General features: G+C 73.5%; 17 protein-coding genes. 5 read left to right on the top strand and 12 right to left on the bottom strand.

Annotated features, from left to right (window positions below; all coding sequences use genetic code 11):
- Positions 1 to 40 precede the first annotated feature (40 nt).
- Both ACFVX9_RS20615 and ACFVX9_RS20610 read left to right on the top strand, forming a co-directional pair.
- Positions 41 to 850, top strand: coding sequence for an aminoglycoside phosphotransferase (locus ACFVX9_RS20615; RefSeq protein ID WP_380481647.1), 810 nt, complete (start codon positions 41 to 43; stop codon positions 848 to 850).
- Positions 851 to 984: 134 nt separating this feature from the next.
- The gene (locus ACFVX9_RS20610) at positions 985 to 1,767 is read left to right on the top strand and encodes a VOC family protein (RefSeq protein WP_380481649.1); all 783 of its coding nucleotides are present in this window, start codon (positions 985 to 987) and stop codon (positions 1,765 to 1,767) included.
- Between the two features lie 91 nt (positions 1,768 to 1,858).
- On the opposite strand, the gene hisF is transcribed toward ACFVX9_RS20610, so the two are convergent.
- The 8 genes from hisF to hisD form a co-directional block, all read right to left on the bottom strand.
- A complete protein-coding gene (hisF, locus tag ACFVX9_RS20605) occupies positions 1,859 to 2,629 on the bottom strand; it encodes an imidazole glycerol phosphate synthase subunit HisF (protein WP_063347178.1) in 771 nt (256 codons plus the stop codon).
- Positions 2,626 to 3,057 (bottom strand): RidA family protein, encoded by a 432-nt coding sequence (locus ACFVX9_RS20600; RefSeq protein WP_063347179.1) that lies wholly within the window; start codon positions 3,055 to 3,057, stop codon positions 2,626 to 2,628. Before ACFVX9_RS20600 ends, hisF begins: the two co-directional genes overlap by 4 nt.
- Complete coding sequence (priA, locus tag ACFVX9_RS20595) at positions 3,054 to 3,779, bottom strand: bifunctional 1-(5-phosphoribosyl)-5-((5-phosphoribosylamino)methylideneamino)imidazole-4-carboxamide isomerase/phosphoribosylanthranilate isomerase PriA (RefSeq protein ID WP_380481653.1); 726 nt, start codon at positions 3,777 to 3,779, stop codon at positions 3,054 to 3,056. Before priA ends, ACFVX9_RS20600 begins: the two co-directional genes overlap by 4 nt.
- 19 nt (positions 3,780 to 3,798) lie before the next feature.
- Complete coding sequence (gene hisH / locus ACFVX9_RS20590; RefSeq protein ID WP_350885738.1) at positions 3,799 to 4,434, bottom strand: imidazole glycerol phosphate synthase subunit HisH; 636 nt, start codon at positions 4,432 to 4,434, stop codon at positions 3,799 to 3,801.
- 72 nt (positions 4,435 to 4,506) lie between these two features.
- A complete protein-coding gene (locus ACFVX9_RS20585; protein WP_167745856.1) occupies positions 4,507 to 4,659 on the bottom strand; it encodes a hypothetical protein in 153 nt (50 codons plus the stop codon).
- Positions 4,656 to 5,249: an imidazoleglycerol-phosphate dehydratase HisB gene (gene hisB, locus ACFVX9_RS20580; RefSeq protein ID WP_063347182.1), complete on the bottom strand. Its 594-nt coding sequence runs from the start codon at positions 5,247 to 5,249 to the stop codon at positions 4,656 to 4,658. The genes ACFVX9_RS20585 and hisB overlap by 4 nt, the downstream gene beginning before the upstream one ends.
- Positions 5,250 to 5,254: 5 nt before the next feature.
- Positions 5,255 to 6,355, bottom strand: a complete 1,101-nt coding sequence (locus ACFVX9_RS20575) for a histidinol-phosphate transaminase (RefSeq protein ID WP_063347183.1) — start codon at positions 6,353 to 6,355, stop codon at positions 5,255 to 5,257.
- Between the two features lie 71 nt (positions 6,356 to 6,426).
- A complete protein-coding gene (hisD, locus tag ACFVX9_RS20570) occupies positions 6,427 to 7,752 on the bottom strand; it encodes a histidinol dehydrogenase (protein ID WP_380376369.1) in 1,326 nt (441 codons plus the stop codon).
- Between the two features lie 91 nt (positions 7,753 to 7,843).
- On the opposite strand from hisD, the gene ACFVX9_RS20565 reads away from it, so the two are divergent.
- From ACFVX9_RS20565 to ybaK, 3 genes are all read left to right on the top strand, one after another.
- Entirely contained in the window at positions 7,844 to 9,421 is a 1,578-nt protein-coding gene (locus ACFVX9_RS20565) for an oxidoreductase (RefSeq protein ID WP_380481657.1), read from the top strand.
- Positions 9,422 to 9,492: 71 nt separating this feature from the next.
- Complete coding sequence (locus tag ACFVX9_RS20560; protein WP_380376363.1) at positions 9,493 to 10,221, top strand: LON peptidase substrate-binding domain-containing protein; 729 nt, start codon at positions 9,493 to 9,495, stop codon at positions 10,219 to 10,221.
- Positions 10,222 to 10,319: 98 nt separating this feature from the next.
- Positions 10,320 to 10,814: a Cys-tRNA(Pro) deacylase gene (gene ybaK, locus ACFVX9_RS20555; protein WP_380423260.1), complete on the top strand. Its 495-nt coding sequence runs from the start codon at positions 10,320 to 10,322 to the stop codon at positions 10,812 to 10,814.
- 45 nt (positions 10,815 to 10,859) lie between these two features.
- Here ybaK and ACFVX9_RS20550 read toward each other — a convergent pair whose 3' ends face one another.
- The 4 genes from ACFVX9_RS20550 to ACFVX9_RS20535 form a co-directional block, all read right to left on the bottom strand.
- Positions 10,860 to 11,681 (bottom strand): hypothetical protein, encoded by an 822-nt coding sequence (locus tag ACFVX9_RS20550; RefSeq protein ID WP_387982892.1) that lies wholly within the window; start codon positions 11,679 to 11,681, stop codon positions 10,860 to 10,862.
- Positions 11,682 to 11,790: 109 nt separating this feature from the next.
- On the bottom strand, positions 11,791 to 12,606 hold the full coding sequence (locus tag ACFVX9_RS20545; RefSeq protein ID WP_063347189.1) for an ABC transporter permease: 816 nt from the start codon (positions 12,604 to 12,606) through the stop codon (positions 11,791 to 11,793).
- Positions 12,603 to 13,601 (bottom strand): ABC transporter ATP-binding protein, encoded by a 999-nt coding sequence (locus ACFVX9_RS20540; RefSeq protein WP_387982891.1) that lies wholly within the window; start codon positions 13,599 to 13,601, stop codon positions 12,603 to 12,605. The genes ACFVX9_RS20545 and ACFVX9_RS20540 overlap by 4 nt, the downstream gene beginning before the upstream one ends.
- Before the next feature lie 102 nt (positions 13,602 to 13,703).
- Positions 13,704 to 15,170, bottom strand: a complete 1,467-nt coding sequence (locus ACFVX9_RS20535; RefSeq protein ID WP_387982889.1) for an NYN domain-containing protein — start codon at positions 15,168 to 15,170, stop codon at positions 13,704 to 13,706.
- Positions 15,171 to 15,451: the final 281 nt, after the last annotated feature.

The raw sequence follows: 15,451 nt of genomic DNA, 5'->3' as shown, positions 1-15,451 counted from the left end.
TGCCGTCGGCCTCCGGGGTGACTCTGGGAGCCTGTGAGCCGTGACCACCAGCCGCCTTCACTGGGCAGACCTGCCCGGCTCCGTGCGCCGGGCCGTCACTGCCCGCCTCGGGACGCCGGTCCTTGCCGCGCAGACCGTCTCGGCCGGTTTCAACTCCGAGATCGCCGCCAGACTCAGCACCTCCAGGGGCGCCGTCTTCGTCAAGGGGATGCAGCTGAGTCACCCACGCGTGTGGACACAGCGACGTGAGAGGGAGATCAACCCCTACGTGGAAGGCCTCGCCCCCACCGTCCTCTGGCACCTCGACGTCGACGGCTGGAGCCTCGTCGCGTTCGAGCACGTCGAGGCCCGCCACGCCGGCTACCGGGACACCGGTGACCTGGAGCTGATGGTCGACACCCTCAGTCGACTCGGCAGTACCCCGTGTCCCCCGATCGAGCTGCGCCGGGCCGAGCAGCGATGGGCCGCCTACGTGGACGACCCCGAGGTGCTGCTCCAGTTCGGCGGCAACCACCTGCTGCACACGGACCTGAACAACGAGAACGTCCTGATCCGCGAAGACCATGCACTTCTCGTCGACTGGGCGTGGGCCACCCGGGGAGCGCCCTGGATCGACCCGGCCCTGTGGGTGGTCTGGTTGATCGCTGCGGGCGGCCACGGCCCGGCTGCGGCGGAAGCGTGGGCCGCCAGGGTCCCGGCCTGGCAGACCGGCGATCCGACCGTGGTGGACGCCTTCGCGCAGGCTCAGGCCCGGATGTGGGCCGAGATCGCCGGAGACGATCCGGACCCGTGGACTGCCGGGCTGAACCGGGCGGCTCAGCAGTGGGCCCGTTTCCGCGGGCGCAGCTGAGGTCTGCGGCCGCTCCCCCGGCTGCGAATGTCAGTGGCCGGGTGCAGACTCGCAGAGGGTCGGGGAGGGTGCGTGCGTGCGCGCGCCTGACGGAACCGGCCTGGTCACGTCTTCCGTCGAAGGGGCACCACCTCATGCTCACCACCGACTTTCCGGCCGGCGCGCCCTGCTGGATCGACCTCGGCAGCCCGGACATCCCCGCCACCGCCGAGTTCTACGGCAAGGTCTTCGGCTGGACGTTCCGGTCCGGCGGCCCGGAGGCGGGCGGCTACGGCTTCTTCCAGCTGGGCGGCAGGACGGTCGGCGCCGTCGGCCCGCTCGACGAGGGTGACCAGCCGACCTGGACGACGTACTTCCATGCCGCCGACGTGCATGCCACGGCGAAGGCCGCCGAGCAGGGCGGCGGCTCGGTGCTGGTGCCGCCGATGGACGTCATGGGCGAGGGGTGGTTCGCCCAGTTCGCCGACCCGCAGGGGGCCAGGTTCGCGGTCTGGCAGCCGGGCAAGACCGCCGGTCTGGAGGCCGTGTCGGAGGACGGCGCGCTGGTCTGGTCCGAGCTCCACACTTCGGACCAGAGCGCCGGGGTCGGCTTCTACCAGGCGCTGTTCGGCTGGCGGGTGGAGAAGTTCGAGCCGGCTCCGGGCATGGACTACCGGGTGATCTCGACCTCCGAGGGCGACCAGCAGGCCACGGCCTTCGGTGGCATCGCCCCGACCATGTCCCCGCAGGAGCCCTCCGCCTGGACGCCGTACTTCGCCGCCGACGACGTTGACGCGGTGATCGCGAAGGCGACGGCGGCCGGCGGCTCGGTGCTGATGCCCGCCGAGAGCGTGCCGAACGTCGGCCGGCTGGCCTGGCTGGCGGACCCGCACGGCACGCCGTTCGCGCTGATCAAGGGCGAGCCGCCGCAGGCCTGAGAACGCAGGAGACCTGAGAACACCGCAGGCCTGAGAACGCGGAAGGGCCCGCCACGCACCAGCGCGGCGGGCCCTCAGGGCGTACGTCCGGTCACCGCACCGGGTGCCCGGCCTCCCGCAGCGCGTCCTTGACCTGCCCGATCCGCAGGTCCCCGAAGTGGAAGACGCTCGCGGCGAGCACCGCGTCCGCGCCCGCCTCGACGGCCGGCGCGAAGTCGGCGAGCTTGCCGGCGCCGCCGGAGGCGATGACGGGCACGGAGACGGTCTTGCGGACGGCCCGGATCATCTCCAGGTCGTAGCCGTCCTTGGTGCCGTCGGCGTCCATCGAGTTGAGCAGGATCTCGCCGGCGCCGAGTTCGGCCGCGCGCCCGGCCCATTCGACGGCGTCGAGGCCGGTGCCCTTGCGCCCGCCGTGGGTGGTGACCTCGTAGCCGGACGCGGTCTCGGTGCCGGGGGGGCAGCGCCGGGCGTCGACGGACAGCACCAGGACCTGCCGTCCGAACCGCTGGGCGATCTCGCGGACCAGTTCCGGCCGGGCGATGGCGGCGGTGTTGACGCCGACCTTGTCGGCGCCGGCCCGCAGCAGCTTGTCGACGTCCTCGACGGCGCGGATGCCGCCGCCGACGGTGAGCGGGATGAAGACCTGTTCGGCGGTGCGGCGGACCACGTCGTAGGTGGTTTCCCGGTCGCCGGAGGAGGCGGTGATGTCGAGGAAGGTCAACTCGTCGGCGCCCTCGGCGTCGTAGAGCTTGGCCATCTCGACCGGGTCGCCGGCGTCGCGCAGGTTCTGGAAGTTGACGCCCTTGACCACCCGCCCGGCGTCGACGTCCAGGCAGGGGATGACACGTACGGCGAGGGTCACGGCTGTTTGCCTTCCAGGGTCTTTGCCAGCCCGGATCGATAGGCGTCGAGCTCGATCTCGACCATCATCCGGGAGTCGATCAGCCCGTCGACCACCACCATGGTGGCCACCGGGCGGGCGGCGTCGAAGAGTTGGTGGTGGGCGCGGCCCACCTCGTCGGCGTCGCGGACGTGGGTGATGTACATCCGGGTGCGGACCACGTCGTCCGCCGTCAGACCGTACGCGGCGAGGGCGTTGAGCCCGACGCCGAACGCGGCGAGGGTCTGCCGGTAGGGGTCTCCCTCGTGCTCGATCCGGCCGTCCACCCAGGCGGTGGAGCCGGCCACGTGCACGTGGTCTCCCGCGGCGACCGCCCGCGAGTAGCCGAACTGGTCCTCCCAGGGGGAGAATCCGCCGACCCTGCCACGTACGATCCGACGTTCCGTCATCCTGAAACCGCCTCCAGGGCCTCTTCGAGGGTGAACTTCTGCTCGTAGAGTGCCTTGCCCACGATGGCGCCCTCGACACCCGCACCGACCAGGCCGGCGATGGCGCGCAGGTCGTCGATCGAGGAGACGCCGCCGGAGGCGACGACGGGGCGGTCGGTGGCGGCGCAGACGTCGCGCAGCAGCTGCAGGTTGGGGCCGGTCAGGGTGCCGTCCCGGTTGACGTCGGTGACGACGTAGCGGGCGCAGCCCTCCTGGTTGAGCCGCTCCAGCACCTCGAAGAGCTGGCCGCCGTCGCGGGTCCAGCCGCGGCCGCGCAGGGTGGTGCCGACGACGTCCAGGCCGACGGCGATCTTGTCGCCGTGCTCGGCGATGGCCTTGGCGACCCACTCGGGGGCTTCCAGGGCGGCGGTGCCGAGGTTGACCCGGGTGCAGCCGGTGGCGAGCGCGTTGGCGAGCGACTCGTCGTCGCGGATGCCGCCGGACAGCTCGACCTTGATGTCGAGGCGACCGGTGACCTCGCGCAGCAGCTCGTAGTTGGTGCCGGTGCCGAAGGCGGCGTCGAGGTCGACCAGGTGCAGCCACTCGGCGCCGGCGTTCTGCCAGGCGAGGGCGGCGGCGAGCGGTTCGCCGAAGGAGGTCTCGGTGCCGGACGCGCCCTTGACCAGGCGGACGGCCTGGCCGTCCCGGACGTCGACGGCGGGAAGCAGTTCGAGGCGGCTCATAGTCACAACTCTTCCGAGCTCAGAGGGTGTTGACCCAGTTGGTCAGGAGGGCGGCGCCGGCGTCGCCGGACTTCTCGGGGTGGAACTGGGTGGCCCAGAGCGGGCCGTTCTCGATGGCGGCGACGAAGGGCTGCCCGTGGGTGGCCCAGGTGACGAGCGGGGCGTGGATCCGTGCGCTGTGGGTCTCCAGCTCCCAGTGCCGCACACCGTAGGAGTGCACGAAGTAGAAGCGGGTCTGCGGGTCGAGGCCGGCGAACATCCGGCTGCCCTCGGGCACGTCGACGGTGTTCCAGCCCATGTGCGGGATGACGGGGGCGTCCAGCGGCTCGACGACGCCGGGCCACTCGTCGCAGCCGGCCGTCTCCACGCCGTGCTCGACCCCCTTCTCGAAGAGGATCTGCATGCCGACGCAGATGCCCATGACGGGGCGGCCCCCGGCGAGCCGGCGGCCGATGATCCAGTCGCCCCGGACGGACTTCAGGCCGCGCATGCAGGCCTCGAAGGCGCCGACGCCGGGGACGAGCAGGCCGTCCGCGTTCATCGCGGTGTCGTAGTCGGAGGTGACGGTGACGTCCGCCCCGGTCCGTTCGAGCGCGCGCTGCGCGGAGCGGAGATTGCCCGACCCGTAGTCGAGGACGACGACGTTCTTGCCCATGTTCAGGTGTCCAGTCTCTCTACGTGTCCGGAGCTCACGTGTCCAGAGCCCATGTATCCAGCGTCCATGCGGCTAGAGGCGCATGATGCCGGAGGCCAGGCACATGACCGAGCCGAACGCGAGCACCAGGATGACGCCCTTGGGCAGCTTCTGCTTCCAGAACGAGATCACGCCGCCGGCCAGGAAGAGGCCGACGAAGATGAGGGCGAGGGTCGCCTTGCTCACAGTGCACCCTTGGTCGAGGGGAGGATTCCGGCCGCGCGCGGGTCGCGCTCGGCGGCGTAGCGCAGGGCTCGGGCGAGCGCCTTGAACTGGCATTCCACGATGTGGTGGGCGTTGCGCCCGTACGGCACGTGGACGTGCAGGGCGACCTGCGCCTGGGCCACGAAGGACTCCAGGATGTGCCGGGTCATCGTGGTGTCGTACGAGCCGATCATCGGCGCCATGTGCTCGGGCTCGGTGTGCACCAGGTACGGCCGGCCGGAGAGGTCCACGGTGACCTGGGCGAGCGACTCGTCCAGCGGCACCGTGCAGTTGCCGAAGCGGTAGATGCCGACCTTGTCGCCGAGCGCCTGCTTGAAGGCGGCGCCGAGCGCGAGGGCGGTGTCCTCGATGGTGTGGTGGGTGTCGATGTGCAGGTCGCCGTCGGTCTTGACGGTGAGGTCGAAGAGGCCGTGGCGGCCGAGCTGGTCGAGCATGTGGTCGTAGAACCCGACGCCCGTGGAGATGTCGGTCTTCCCGGTGCCGTCGAGGTCGATCTCGACCAGGACCGCGGTCTCCTTGGTGGTGCGTTCGACGCGTCCGATGCGGGACATACGGGTTACAGCTCCTTGATCACGGTGCGGACGGCGTCCAGGAAGGCGTCGTTCTCGGCGGGCGTGCCGGCGGTGACGCGCAGCCACCCGGGGACGCCGTTGTCACGGACCAGGACGCCCTGGTCGAGGATGGCCTGCCAGACGGCGTGGGTGTCGGCGAAGCGGCCGAACTGGACGAAGTTGGCGTCCGAGTCGGTGACCTCCAGGCCGAGCCCGCGCAGCGCGTCGACCAGCCGGTCGCGCTCCGCCTTGAGCCGGCCGACGTACCCGAGCAGGGTGTCGGTGTGCTCCAGGCAGGCCAGCGCGGTGGCCTGGGTGACGGACGACAGGTGGTACGGCAGGCGGACCAGCTGCACCGCGTCCACCACGGCCGGGTCGGCGGCCAGGTAGCCCAGGCGCAGCCCGGCCGCGCCGAAGGCCTTGGACATGGTGCGGGAGACCACCAGGTTGGGGCGGCCCTCGATGAGCGGCAGCAGCGAGGCCCGGTGCGAGAACTCGACGTACGCCTCGTCGACGACGACCAGGCTGGGCCCGGCGGCCTGCGCGGCCTCGTACAGCCGCAGCACGGTGTCGGCGGCGACGGCGGTGCCGGTCGGGTTGTTCGGCGAGCAGATGAAGACGACGTTCGGCCGGTGCTCGGCGATCGCGCCGAGGGCGGCGTCCAGGTCGATGGTGAAGTCGTCGTTGCGCGGGCCGGAGATCCACTCGGTGCCGGTGCCCCGGGAGATCAGCGCGTGCATCGAGTAGGAGGGCTCGAAGCCGAGCGCGCTGCGGCCGGGGCCGCCGAAGGTCTGCAGCAGCTGCTGGAGCACCTCGTTGGAGCCGTTGGCGGCCCAGACCTGCTGCCGGGTGACGGCGAAGCCGGTGGTCCGGCCGAGGTACGCGGCGAGGCCTTCGCGCAGTTCGACGGCGTCCCGGTCGGGGTAGCGGTTGAGGTTGCGGGCGGCCTCGGCGACGCGTTCGGCGATCCGGGCGACCAGCTCCTCGGGGAGCGGGTACGGGTTCTCGTTGGTGTTCAGCTGGACGGGCACGTCCAGCTGAGGCGCGCCGTACGGGGACTGGCCGCGCAGCTCGTCGCGGATGGGGAGGTCGTCGATCCGAGTCACCCGAGTCGCACCAGCCACCGGAGTCGCACCAGCCTCAGAAGTCACAGGAGTCACAGAAGGAGTAGCAGCAGTCACGATCCCGGCACCGTCCAGTCGAAGCGCGCCTTGATCGCGTCGCCGTGCCCGGGCAGGTCCTCCGCGTTGGCGAGGTTGACCACGTGCGCGGCGACGTCGGCGAGCGCGTCCCGGTCGTACTCGACGACCTGGACGCCGCGCAGGAAGGTCTGCACGGACAGGCCGGAGGAGTGGCAGGCGCAGCCGCCGGTGGGCAGCACGTGGTTGGAGCCGGCCGCGTAGTCGCCCAGCGAGACCGGGGTCCAGCGGCCGATGAAGACGGCGCCCGCGTTGACGACCTTGGCGGCCGCCGCGTGCGGGTCCCGGGTCTGGATCTCCAGGTGCTCGGCCGCGTAGGCGTTGACCACGGCGAGGCCCTGCTCCAGGTCGTCGACCAGGATGATCCCGGACTGCCGGCCGCCCAGCGCCTCGGCGACCCGCTCGCTGTGCTTGGTCCTGGCGACCTGGACGGCGAGTTCCGCCTCGACCGCGTCGGCCAGCGCCGGCGAGTCGGTGACGAGCACCGAGCCGGAGGTCGGGCCGTGCTCGGCCTGGCTGATCAGGTCGGCGGCCACGTCGGAGGGCAGCGCGCTGTCGTCGGCGAGGACGGCGATCTCGGTCGGGCCGGCCTCCGAGTCGATGCCGATCCGACCGGCGAAGAAGCGCTTGGCGGCGGCCACGTAGATGTTGCCGGGGCCGGTGACCATGTTGACCGGCGCGCACTCCTCGGTGCCCAGCGCGAACATCGCCACGGCCTGGGCGCCGCCGACGGAGTACACCTCGTCCACGCCGAGCAGCGCGCAGGCCGCCAGGATGGTCGGGTGGACGCGGCCGGCGCCCCAGTCACTGTTAAAAGGGGCCTTCTGCGGCGGCGAGGTGACGGCGATGCCCTGGACGCCCGCCTCCTGGGCCGGCACCACGTTCATCACCACGGAGGACGGGTAGACGGCCAGCCCGCCCGGCACGTACAGGCCGACGCGCTCCACGGGCACCCAGCGCTGGGTGACGGTGCCGCCCGGCACCACCCGGGTGGTGTGCTCGGTGCGGCGCTGGTCGGCGTGCACGGCGCGGGCCCGGCGGATCGACTCCTCCAGCGCGGCCCGCACCTTCGGGTCCAGCGTCTCCAGGGCCTCGGTCAGCTGCTCGGCCGGGACACGGGTCGACTCCAGCCGGACGCCGTCGAAGCGCTCGGTGATCTCGATCACGGCCGCGACCCCGCGATGGCGTACGTCCTCGGCGATCGGCCGCACCTTCTCCAGGGCGGCCGCCACGTCGAACTCGGCACGGGGCAGCAGGTCACGCGGGTCGTCCAGCGAGCCGCGGAGGTCGATTCGAGAGATCACGCCACCCAGTGTAAGGAGTGGCCGGAACCCCTGGTCCCGCATTTCAGTCCGTGATACGAAAGGCGAGACGACCGGGGGGACGGGGAAAAGCATGCTGGAGCACGCCCCGGAGGGCTGGACCGATACGGAGCGTGAGCTCTGGGAGGCCTTCCGTCGCGGCAACGTCTTCGACCGGCGGAGTGGCGACGCCGCCACCGACGACCCGTTCGGGGACGCCGCCTGGGGCCCCGGGCGCACCGTCCGGGCCAAGGTGCTCGCCCATCTGTTGCTGGCCGGCCCGGCCGCCGCCACCGGGCGGGTCGCCTCGCTGCGGCTCAACGGCGTGCTGGTCACCGGCGCGCTCAACCTGGCCGGCGGCGCCATCGGCCACTACGTCGAGCTCCGCGAGTGCCGTTTCGAACGCAAGATCCTCATCTCGGAGGCCTCGGCCTCCACGCTGCGCTTCGTCACCTGCCTGATCCCCCGCCTGGAGGCCTCCCGGCTCACCACCACCGGCGACCTCCATCTGGCCCGCTGCCGGATACCCGAGGGCGTACGGCTCACCGACGCCAAGGTCGGCACCGACCTGCTGCTCAACCAGACCGTCCTGGGCGGCGACCGCTACGGCCGCGCGCTGTCCGCCGACGGCCTGGCCGTCCACCAGGATTTCGAGGCCGAACGCGTCGACGTGCAGGGCGAGTTGAGCCTGCGCACGGCCCGGATAGGCGGCCGGCTGTCGCTGCGCGGCGCCCAGCTGCACGCCGTCCCGCAGAACCGCACCTGCCTCAACGCCGTCCGGCTCACCGTCGGCCACACCCTCTACCTGACCAGCTCCGCCGACGGCGGCTGGTTCGGCTCCCGCAGCTACTACGGCTCCGGCTACGGCCAGAACCCGCCGCCCGGCGCCCCCAGCACCCCGTTCCGCGCCTTCGGCCGGGTCCGGCTCTCCGACGCCCGCTTCGAGAGCGCCTGCCTGATCTCCGGCGAGTTCCACCTGGAGGGTGACGACGAGCTCTCGCTGCGCCGCATCCACACCCCCGAGCTGCGGTTCACCTGCCGGGTCCGCCCCACCGGCACCGTCTCGCTCTCCCGCGCCCGGGTCGGCAACCTCGTCGACACCCCGGACGCCTGGCCGCGCGGGCGCCACCTGGGCCTGACCGGCTTCGTCTACGAGGTGCTGCGCCCGGTCGGGCCCTTCAGCGTCCAGCAGCGGATCGCCTGGCTGGAGGGCTCCTCGGTGGACTTCCAGCCCGAGTCCTACGAGCAGCTCGCCGCCGCCCTGCGCCGCGACGGCGCCGACGACGACGCCCGCGAGGTGCTGTACGCCAAGCAGCGCCGCCGCCACCGGACCCTCCCGCTGCCCGCCCGGATCTGGGGCCGGGTCCAGGACGCCACCGTCGGCTACGGCTACCGCCCCGGCCGGGCCGGCCTGTGGCTGCTGCTCGCCTGGGCGCTGGGCAGCGTCTGGTTCGCCACCCACCCGCTGCAGCCGCTGAAGGCCGACGAGCACCCGCACTGGAACCCGGTGCTGTACACGCTCAGCCAGCTGGTCCCGGTCGTCGAGCTCGGCCAGCAGGGCTGGAACCCCGGGGGCCTCAGCCAGTACGTCACCGCCGGGCTGGTGATCGTCGGCTGGCTGCTCGCCACCACCGTCGTGGCCGGCGCCACCCGCATGCTGCAACGGGGCTGACCGCCCCGGCGGGCCGCCCTCGGGCGCAACCCCGACGCGCCGCGACCGCGCGGGGAACTACGCTGTCCGCCGTGACAGAACGGCTCCCGCTCTTCCCGCTGAACAACGTGCTCTACCCGGGCCTCGTGCTGCCCCTGAACGTCTTCGAGGAGCGTTACCGCCGTCTCGTCGCCGACCTGCTCCAACTACCGGCCGACACGCCGCGCCGCTTCGGCGTGCTCGCCATCAAGGACGGCCGCGAGGTCTCCCCGGTCCGCCCCGAGGAGGGCCCGACCGGGCCGCTCGGCGGCCTCGGCACGGCCACCGGGGACCCGCTGGAGGCGATGTTCCACATCGGCTGCGTCGCCGACGTCGCCTCCGTCCAGGAGCAGCCGGACGGCCGCTACGAGCTGCTGGTCACCGGCACCACCCGGTTCCGGCTCCGCTCGGCGGACGTCTCCGGCCCGTACCTGACCGGCGAGGCCGAACTCGTCGAGGAACAGCCCGGCGAAGGCTCCGGCGCCCTCGCCGCCGAGGTCGAGCGGGCCTTCCGGGTCTACCAGAAGCGCCTCGCCGGGGCCCGCGAGGCCAGCACCGTCGGGCGCCAGGAGCTCCCGGACGACCCGCAGGTGCTCTCCTACCTGGTCGCCGCCGCCTCGGTGTTCGAGACCCCGGTCAAGCAGCAGCTGCTGGCCTGCCCCGACACCGCCCAGCGGCTGCGCACCGAACTCGACCTGCTGCGCCGCGAGAGCTCCGTGCTCAGCTGGCTGCCGTCGCTGCCCGCCGTCGACCTCACCCGCCAGTCGTTCAGCCCCAACTGATCCGGGAAGCCCGCACGCTGATCCGGAAAACCCGCACGCTGACCCGGGAAGCCCGCACGCTGGCCCGGAAAACCCGCACGGCGAAGAAGGAGCCCCACATGGCGAAGAAGCCGAAGAAGGGCGGGCAGGGCACCCCCGCCACCGTCGCCCTGGAGACCGCTGCCGTCCCGTTCACCGTGCACGCCTACGAGCACGACCCGGCCGCCGCCTCCTACGGCGGCGAGGCCGCCGAGGTCCTGGGCGTCGCCGCCGAGCGGGTCTTCAAGACCCTGGTCGCCGACGTGGACGGCGTGCTCACCGTCGGTGTGGTCCCGGTCGCCGGGCAGCTCGACCTCAAGGCCCTCGCCGCCGCCGTGGGCGGCAAGCGCGCCGCCATGGCCGATCCGGCGGCCGCCGAGCGCAGCAGCGGCTACGTCCTCGGCGGCATCTCCCCACTCGGCCAGCGCCGCCCGCTGCGGACCGTGGTCGACGCCAGTGCGCTCACCCACCCCACCGTCTACGTCTCCGGCGGGCGCCGCGGCCTGGAGGTCGAACTCTCCCCGGCCGACCTCGTCACCCTCACCGGCGCCCGCACCGCACCGATCGCCCGCTGACCCCGGCCGACGGGCCCACCCGCGGGTGGGCCCGGGCCTACGCGGTCAGCCCTGCCCGCGCTCCCCCGGCCGCGCAGCGTCCTCCGGCCGAACACCGTCGTCCGCCCGCACGGCGTCCTGCGGCCGCGCCGCGCCGTCCGCCCACGCCGCGCCGTCCGCGGGGGCCTGCGGCGCAGCCGCCCCGTACGGCCCGGCCCAGTACGGCGGCGGGTCCTCCTCGCGCTTGCCGAACGCCGCCGACAGCGCCAGCAGCACCACCATCGCCGCCATCGGCCACACCAGCAGCGCCCCCAGCGCGCCGAGGTCGATGCTCGCGTCGAAGTGCCCGCCGTTGCCGACCCGCCGGGCTTCGGCGATCAGGTCGTTGCTGGGGCCGAGCCACCGGCCGAGCCGCCAGGCGCCGACCGAGCCGAGGAGTCCGCCGACCATCAGTCCGAGCGCGACCGCGATGCCGCCGCCGCGATGCCGGGTGGCCAGGAAGGCCCCGAGCGCGGTCAGGAGGCCGGCGCCGAGCGCGATCAGGGCGAAGACCGCGTCGGCCCCCGCCCGCTGTTCGCCTTCGGGGTCGGCGTAGAGGATGCGGTCGCCGTCCACGACCAGCGGCACCTTGGGCGCGAGCCAGACCCACAGCCCTGCCATCACCAGTCCGACCGCGATGCAGGCCAGTACCGTGCCCGCGCCGAGCCGCAGCTCGGGCAGCAGCCGCTCCTTGAGCGTGGGGCCCGGCGACTGCGCGACCGCGAGGCCGGCCGGCGGCGGGGTCCCGGCGTCGGGGGCGGGCGGCGGCGCGTACGGATCGGGGGTGATGTCCGGCACCGCGTCCGCGGCGGCGCGGGTGGGGTCCGGAGGTGTGTTCGGTACGGTCACAGGCCCCATCGTTTCACGATCGCGGCCGGGACGAGCCGCCGCCCGTGCCTCCCAGAGCCGGACTCCGCACCGCGCGGAGCCGGACCCCGGGCGACCCCCGGGACACCCCCTACCGGGAGACGGCCCGCCGGTAGGCCCAGGTGGCGATCGCCAGCGACACCACGCCGACGCCCGCGCAGACGGCGAGGTCGCCCGCGATCAGCGCCCAGTCCGGGTCGGGTTCGAACGTCCGGGCGAAGGCCTCGACGCCGTACGTGGAGGGCAGCAGGTCGCGCAGCCACAGGACGGGCTGCGGGAGGTGGTCGACGGGCAGCACGCCGAGCAGCAGCGCCGCCGACATGCCGAGCTGCCCGAGCATGGTGGCGATCTCCTGCCGGGGCGCGAGCAGCCCGCAGGCGGCCCCGAGCCCGGACAGGGCGGCTCCGGCGAGCGGGACGACGGCCAGCAGCACCCACAGCTGCCCGAGCGGCAGCCCGAACATCACGGCGCCGAAGGCCGCGGTGAGGACCGTCCCGGGCAGCGTGAACGAGGCGTAGGCGGCGGCCGCGCCGAGCACCACGGAGGCGGCGGGTACGGGCAGCGTCGCGTAGTGGTCGAGTCCGCCGGTGGCCCGCAGCTTCCCGAAGTACTGGGCGAGCAGGTTGAGGGCGACGAACGCCACCACCAGCACGCTGGACCCGGCGACCACGGACCGCGCGGCCGAGGTCTGCCCGGCGTCCACCACGCCCCGCATCATCACGAGGATGCCGACGGACTGGAAAGTGGCGACGAACAGCAGCGGGATCCGCGCCACCCGGGCCCGGGCGAGTTGCGCCCGGTAGACGGCGGCGAGGGCGGGCAGCAGCCGGGCCGCGGGGGCGAGCGGGGCGGGGGTGCCGCCGGTCGCGGGGGCGGTGGCCTGCGGCGGCACCGAGAGCAGCGTCACTTGGCCAGTCCTCCGTGGCGGCCCCCGAGCTTGAGGTAGGCGTCCTCAAGGCTCGGGGTGGCGAGGGTGAAGTCGTCGAGGGCGGCGAAGGCCGGGCCGGTGGTGACGGCGGCGACCAGTTCGCGGGCCTGTTCGGGGGTGGTGCGGACGGTCCAGCGGCGGCCGGTGCGTTCGGCCCGTTCGGCGAGTTCGGCGACGGCGGGGACGGTGAGCGGCGCCTCGTCCCGCCAGACCAGGTCGAGCCGGACGTCGCCGTCGACGAGGGCCTTGAGCCCGCCGGGGGTGTCGCAGGCGATGACCCGCCCGTCGTCGATGACGGCGACCCGGTCGAGCACGGTCTCGGCCTCGATGACGTTGTGGGTGACCAGCAGGACGGTGGCGCCGCGTTCGGTGCGGCGCCGGTCGACGGCGGTCCAGACGGCCCGCCGGGCGACGGGGTCCATGCCGGTGGTGGGTTCGTCGAGGACGAGCAGCGGCCGTTCCCCGACGAGGGCGGCGGCGACGCAGGCGAGTCGGCGCTGGCCGCCGGAGAGCTTGGCGAGCGGCCGCTGGGCGAGGGGTTCGAGCCCGAGTTCGGTGAGGACGTCGGCGGCTTCGGTACGGGCCTGGGCCCGGGTGAGGCCGCGCAGCCGTCCGGTGGTCTCGGCGGCGAGCGCGACGGTCAGTTCGTCGAGGGCGCTGGATTCCTGGCCGAGGTAGCCGAGCAGCCGGGCGGCCCGTTCGGGGTGGCGGACGATGTCGTGGCCGAGGAGTTCGACGGATCCGGAGTCCGGCCGCAGCAGACCGGTGAGCTGGCGGACGAGGGTGGACTTGCCGGCCCCGTTGGGTCCGAGCAGCCCGAAGATCTCGCCCTGGCGGACGGTGAGGCTGATTCCGTCGTTGGCCCGGATCTCGCCCGCGGCGGCTCCGCGCCCGGTGCGGTAGGTCCTGACGAGGTCGCGCACGGCGACGCACGGCGGGGTGTTCTGGGGTACTCGCCCTGCCGACTCGGTCACGACCGAAGACTTTACGCGTTCGCCCGGGCGAACCGGACAAGGGGGCCTGATCACCGAAAACCGGCACGCGGCTCGCCGGGTCCAACCCGGGCCGTGCGCCCGTCAGTCGTCCACGACCACCATCGATCCGCCGGGCACCCGCACCGCCAGTTCCTTCCAGAATCCGGCCCGGATGGCGTAGCGGTCGTGTTCGTCGATCTGGTCGTCCTTGTGCGCGAGCAGTCCGAAGCGGGCGGCGTAGCGGAGGAGTTCGCCGTCGACCCGGTGCGGGATGCGGGGGTAGTCGGGCCAGAGCACGGTGAGCCGTTCGACGTCGCCCAGCCGTTCGCTCCAGCGGCGGGCGAAGACCTGGCCGACTTCGTGGGCGTCGCCGCCGATGGAGGTGATGTCCTCCTCGCGGTCGGCCCAGCGCTGTTCGGCGGTGGTGAGGTGGGCGAGGGTGGGGAGGCTGTCGCCGGCGGTGACGGCGGGTTCGGGGGCGGGGCGGTCGACCCAGCCGCGGTCGGAGGACCAGCGCAGGACGGGGCCGGCCTGTCCGGGGGCGCCCGTCGTGCCGACGGCCTGCCCGTTGGTGCCGTGCCCGTTCGCCTGCCCGTTCGCCTGCCCGTTCAGGAACCCGTTGCCGCCGTGCCCGTTGGCGCCGTGCCCGTTGACGAGCCCGTTGCCGCCGTGGCCGTTCGCGAGTCCGGTGCCGCCGTGCCCGTTGACGGCCGGGGCGACGGCGGGGGTGCGCCCGGCGAGGTCCTTGGGGGTGGGGACGACCTTGAGCGCGGCGGCCGGCTGGGGCCGCCCGGCCCCTGGGACGGCCCCGACGACAGCGGCCCCGACGGCGGAGGCCCCGAGGGCAGCGGGCACGGCGGCAGCGGGCACGGCGGCCGGGGCGACGGCGGCCGGCTGGACGACCGGGGGCGCCACGACCGGCGCCGCGGCGGGTGCCACCACGGGCGGGGCGACGGGCGGGGCGGCGAGGATCTTGGCGATCTCCTGGCGGGCGCCGGGCGCGGGAAAGACGTTGGCGTTGTCCCGGAGGCTGAAGGAGCCCTCGATCCACTCGCGGTCGAGCACTCTTCGCTCGTCGGCCTCGCCGACCAGGTCCTCGGACTGGTTGAAGTCGCCGTCGGCGGCCTGGAGCGCCCACAGGTGGACGGCCACGCCGTGTTCCTTGGCGGTCATCATGCCGGGCAGCAGGTCGCCGTCGCCGGTGATCAGGACGACGTCGGCGCAGGCCCGGTTGCGGGCGAGTTCGGAGAGTTCGGCGTGCATGGCGGCGTCGACGCCCTTCTGCACCCAGCGCCCTTCGGCGCGGGTGAGGGCGCCGAGCCGCACGGTGACGCGGGGCAGGACGCGCAGCCGGCGGTGTTCGGGCATCGGGCGCCGGTCGGGGGCGGCGTCGAACCAGTAGATGCGCAGCAGCGGAAGCCCGGTCTCGGCTTCGGCGCGTTCGCGCAGCGCGGTGATCAGCGCGGTGTGGTCGACGGTGACTCTGGAACGGGATGGGTCACCGGCGAGCAGGCTGGCGGCGGCGCCCAGCAGGTATCCGGCATCCACCAGGACGACACAGCGGTCCATCGCGCACCTCTTTCCACTCGCCCTCGTGTGGGGGTCGGGCCGGGTGGGCGCGGATCCGCCCGTCGTCCGGACGTGGTGGGGTGAGGGGCCCCCGTGGCCGCCCGATCGTTGGGTCACCTTTTCCCCCTGGTTCGCGCGCCGAACCTCGACGGATGTCGCGGTACCGCAACGGCAAGCCCAACGGAACGCAAAGGCGGGCCCCGTTCAACGACGGGGCCCGCCCTTGGTCACGCCGGGGAGTGCGAGCGGGCGCCCGCCGCGGGGTGCGAGCGCCCGCGGCC

Source organism: Kitasatospora sp. NPDC058243 (assembly GCF_042882025.1).
GTDB lineage: Bacteria > Actinomycetota > Actinomycetes > Streptomycetales > Streptomycetaceae > Kitasatospora.
This window is presented reverse-complemented; position numbering and strand designations above follow the sequence as displayed.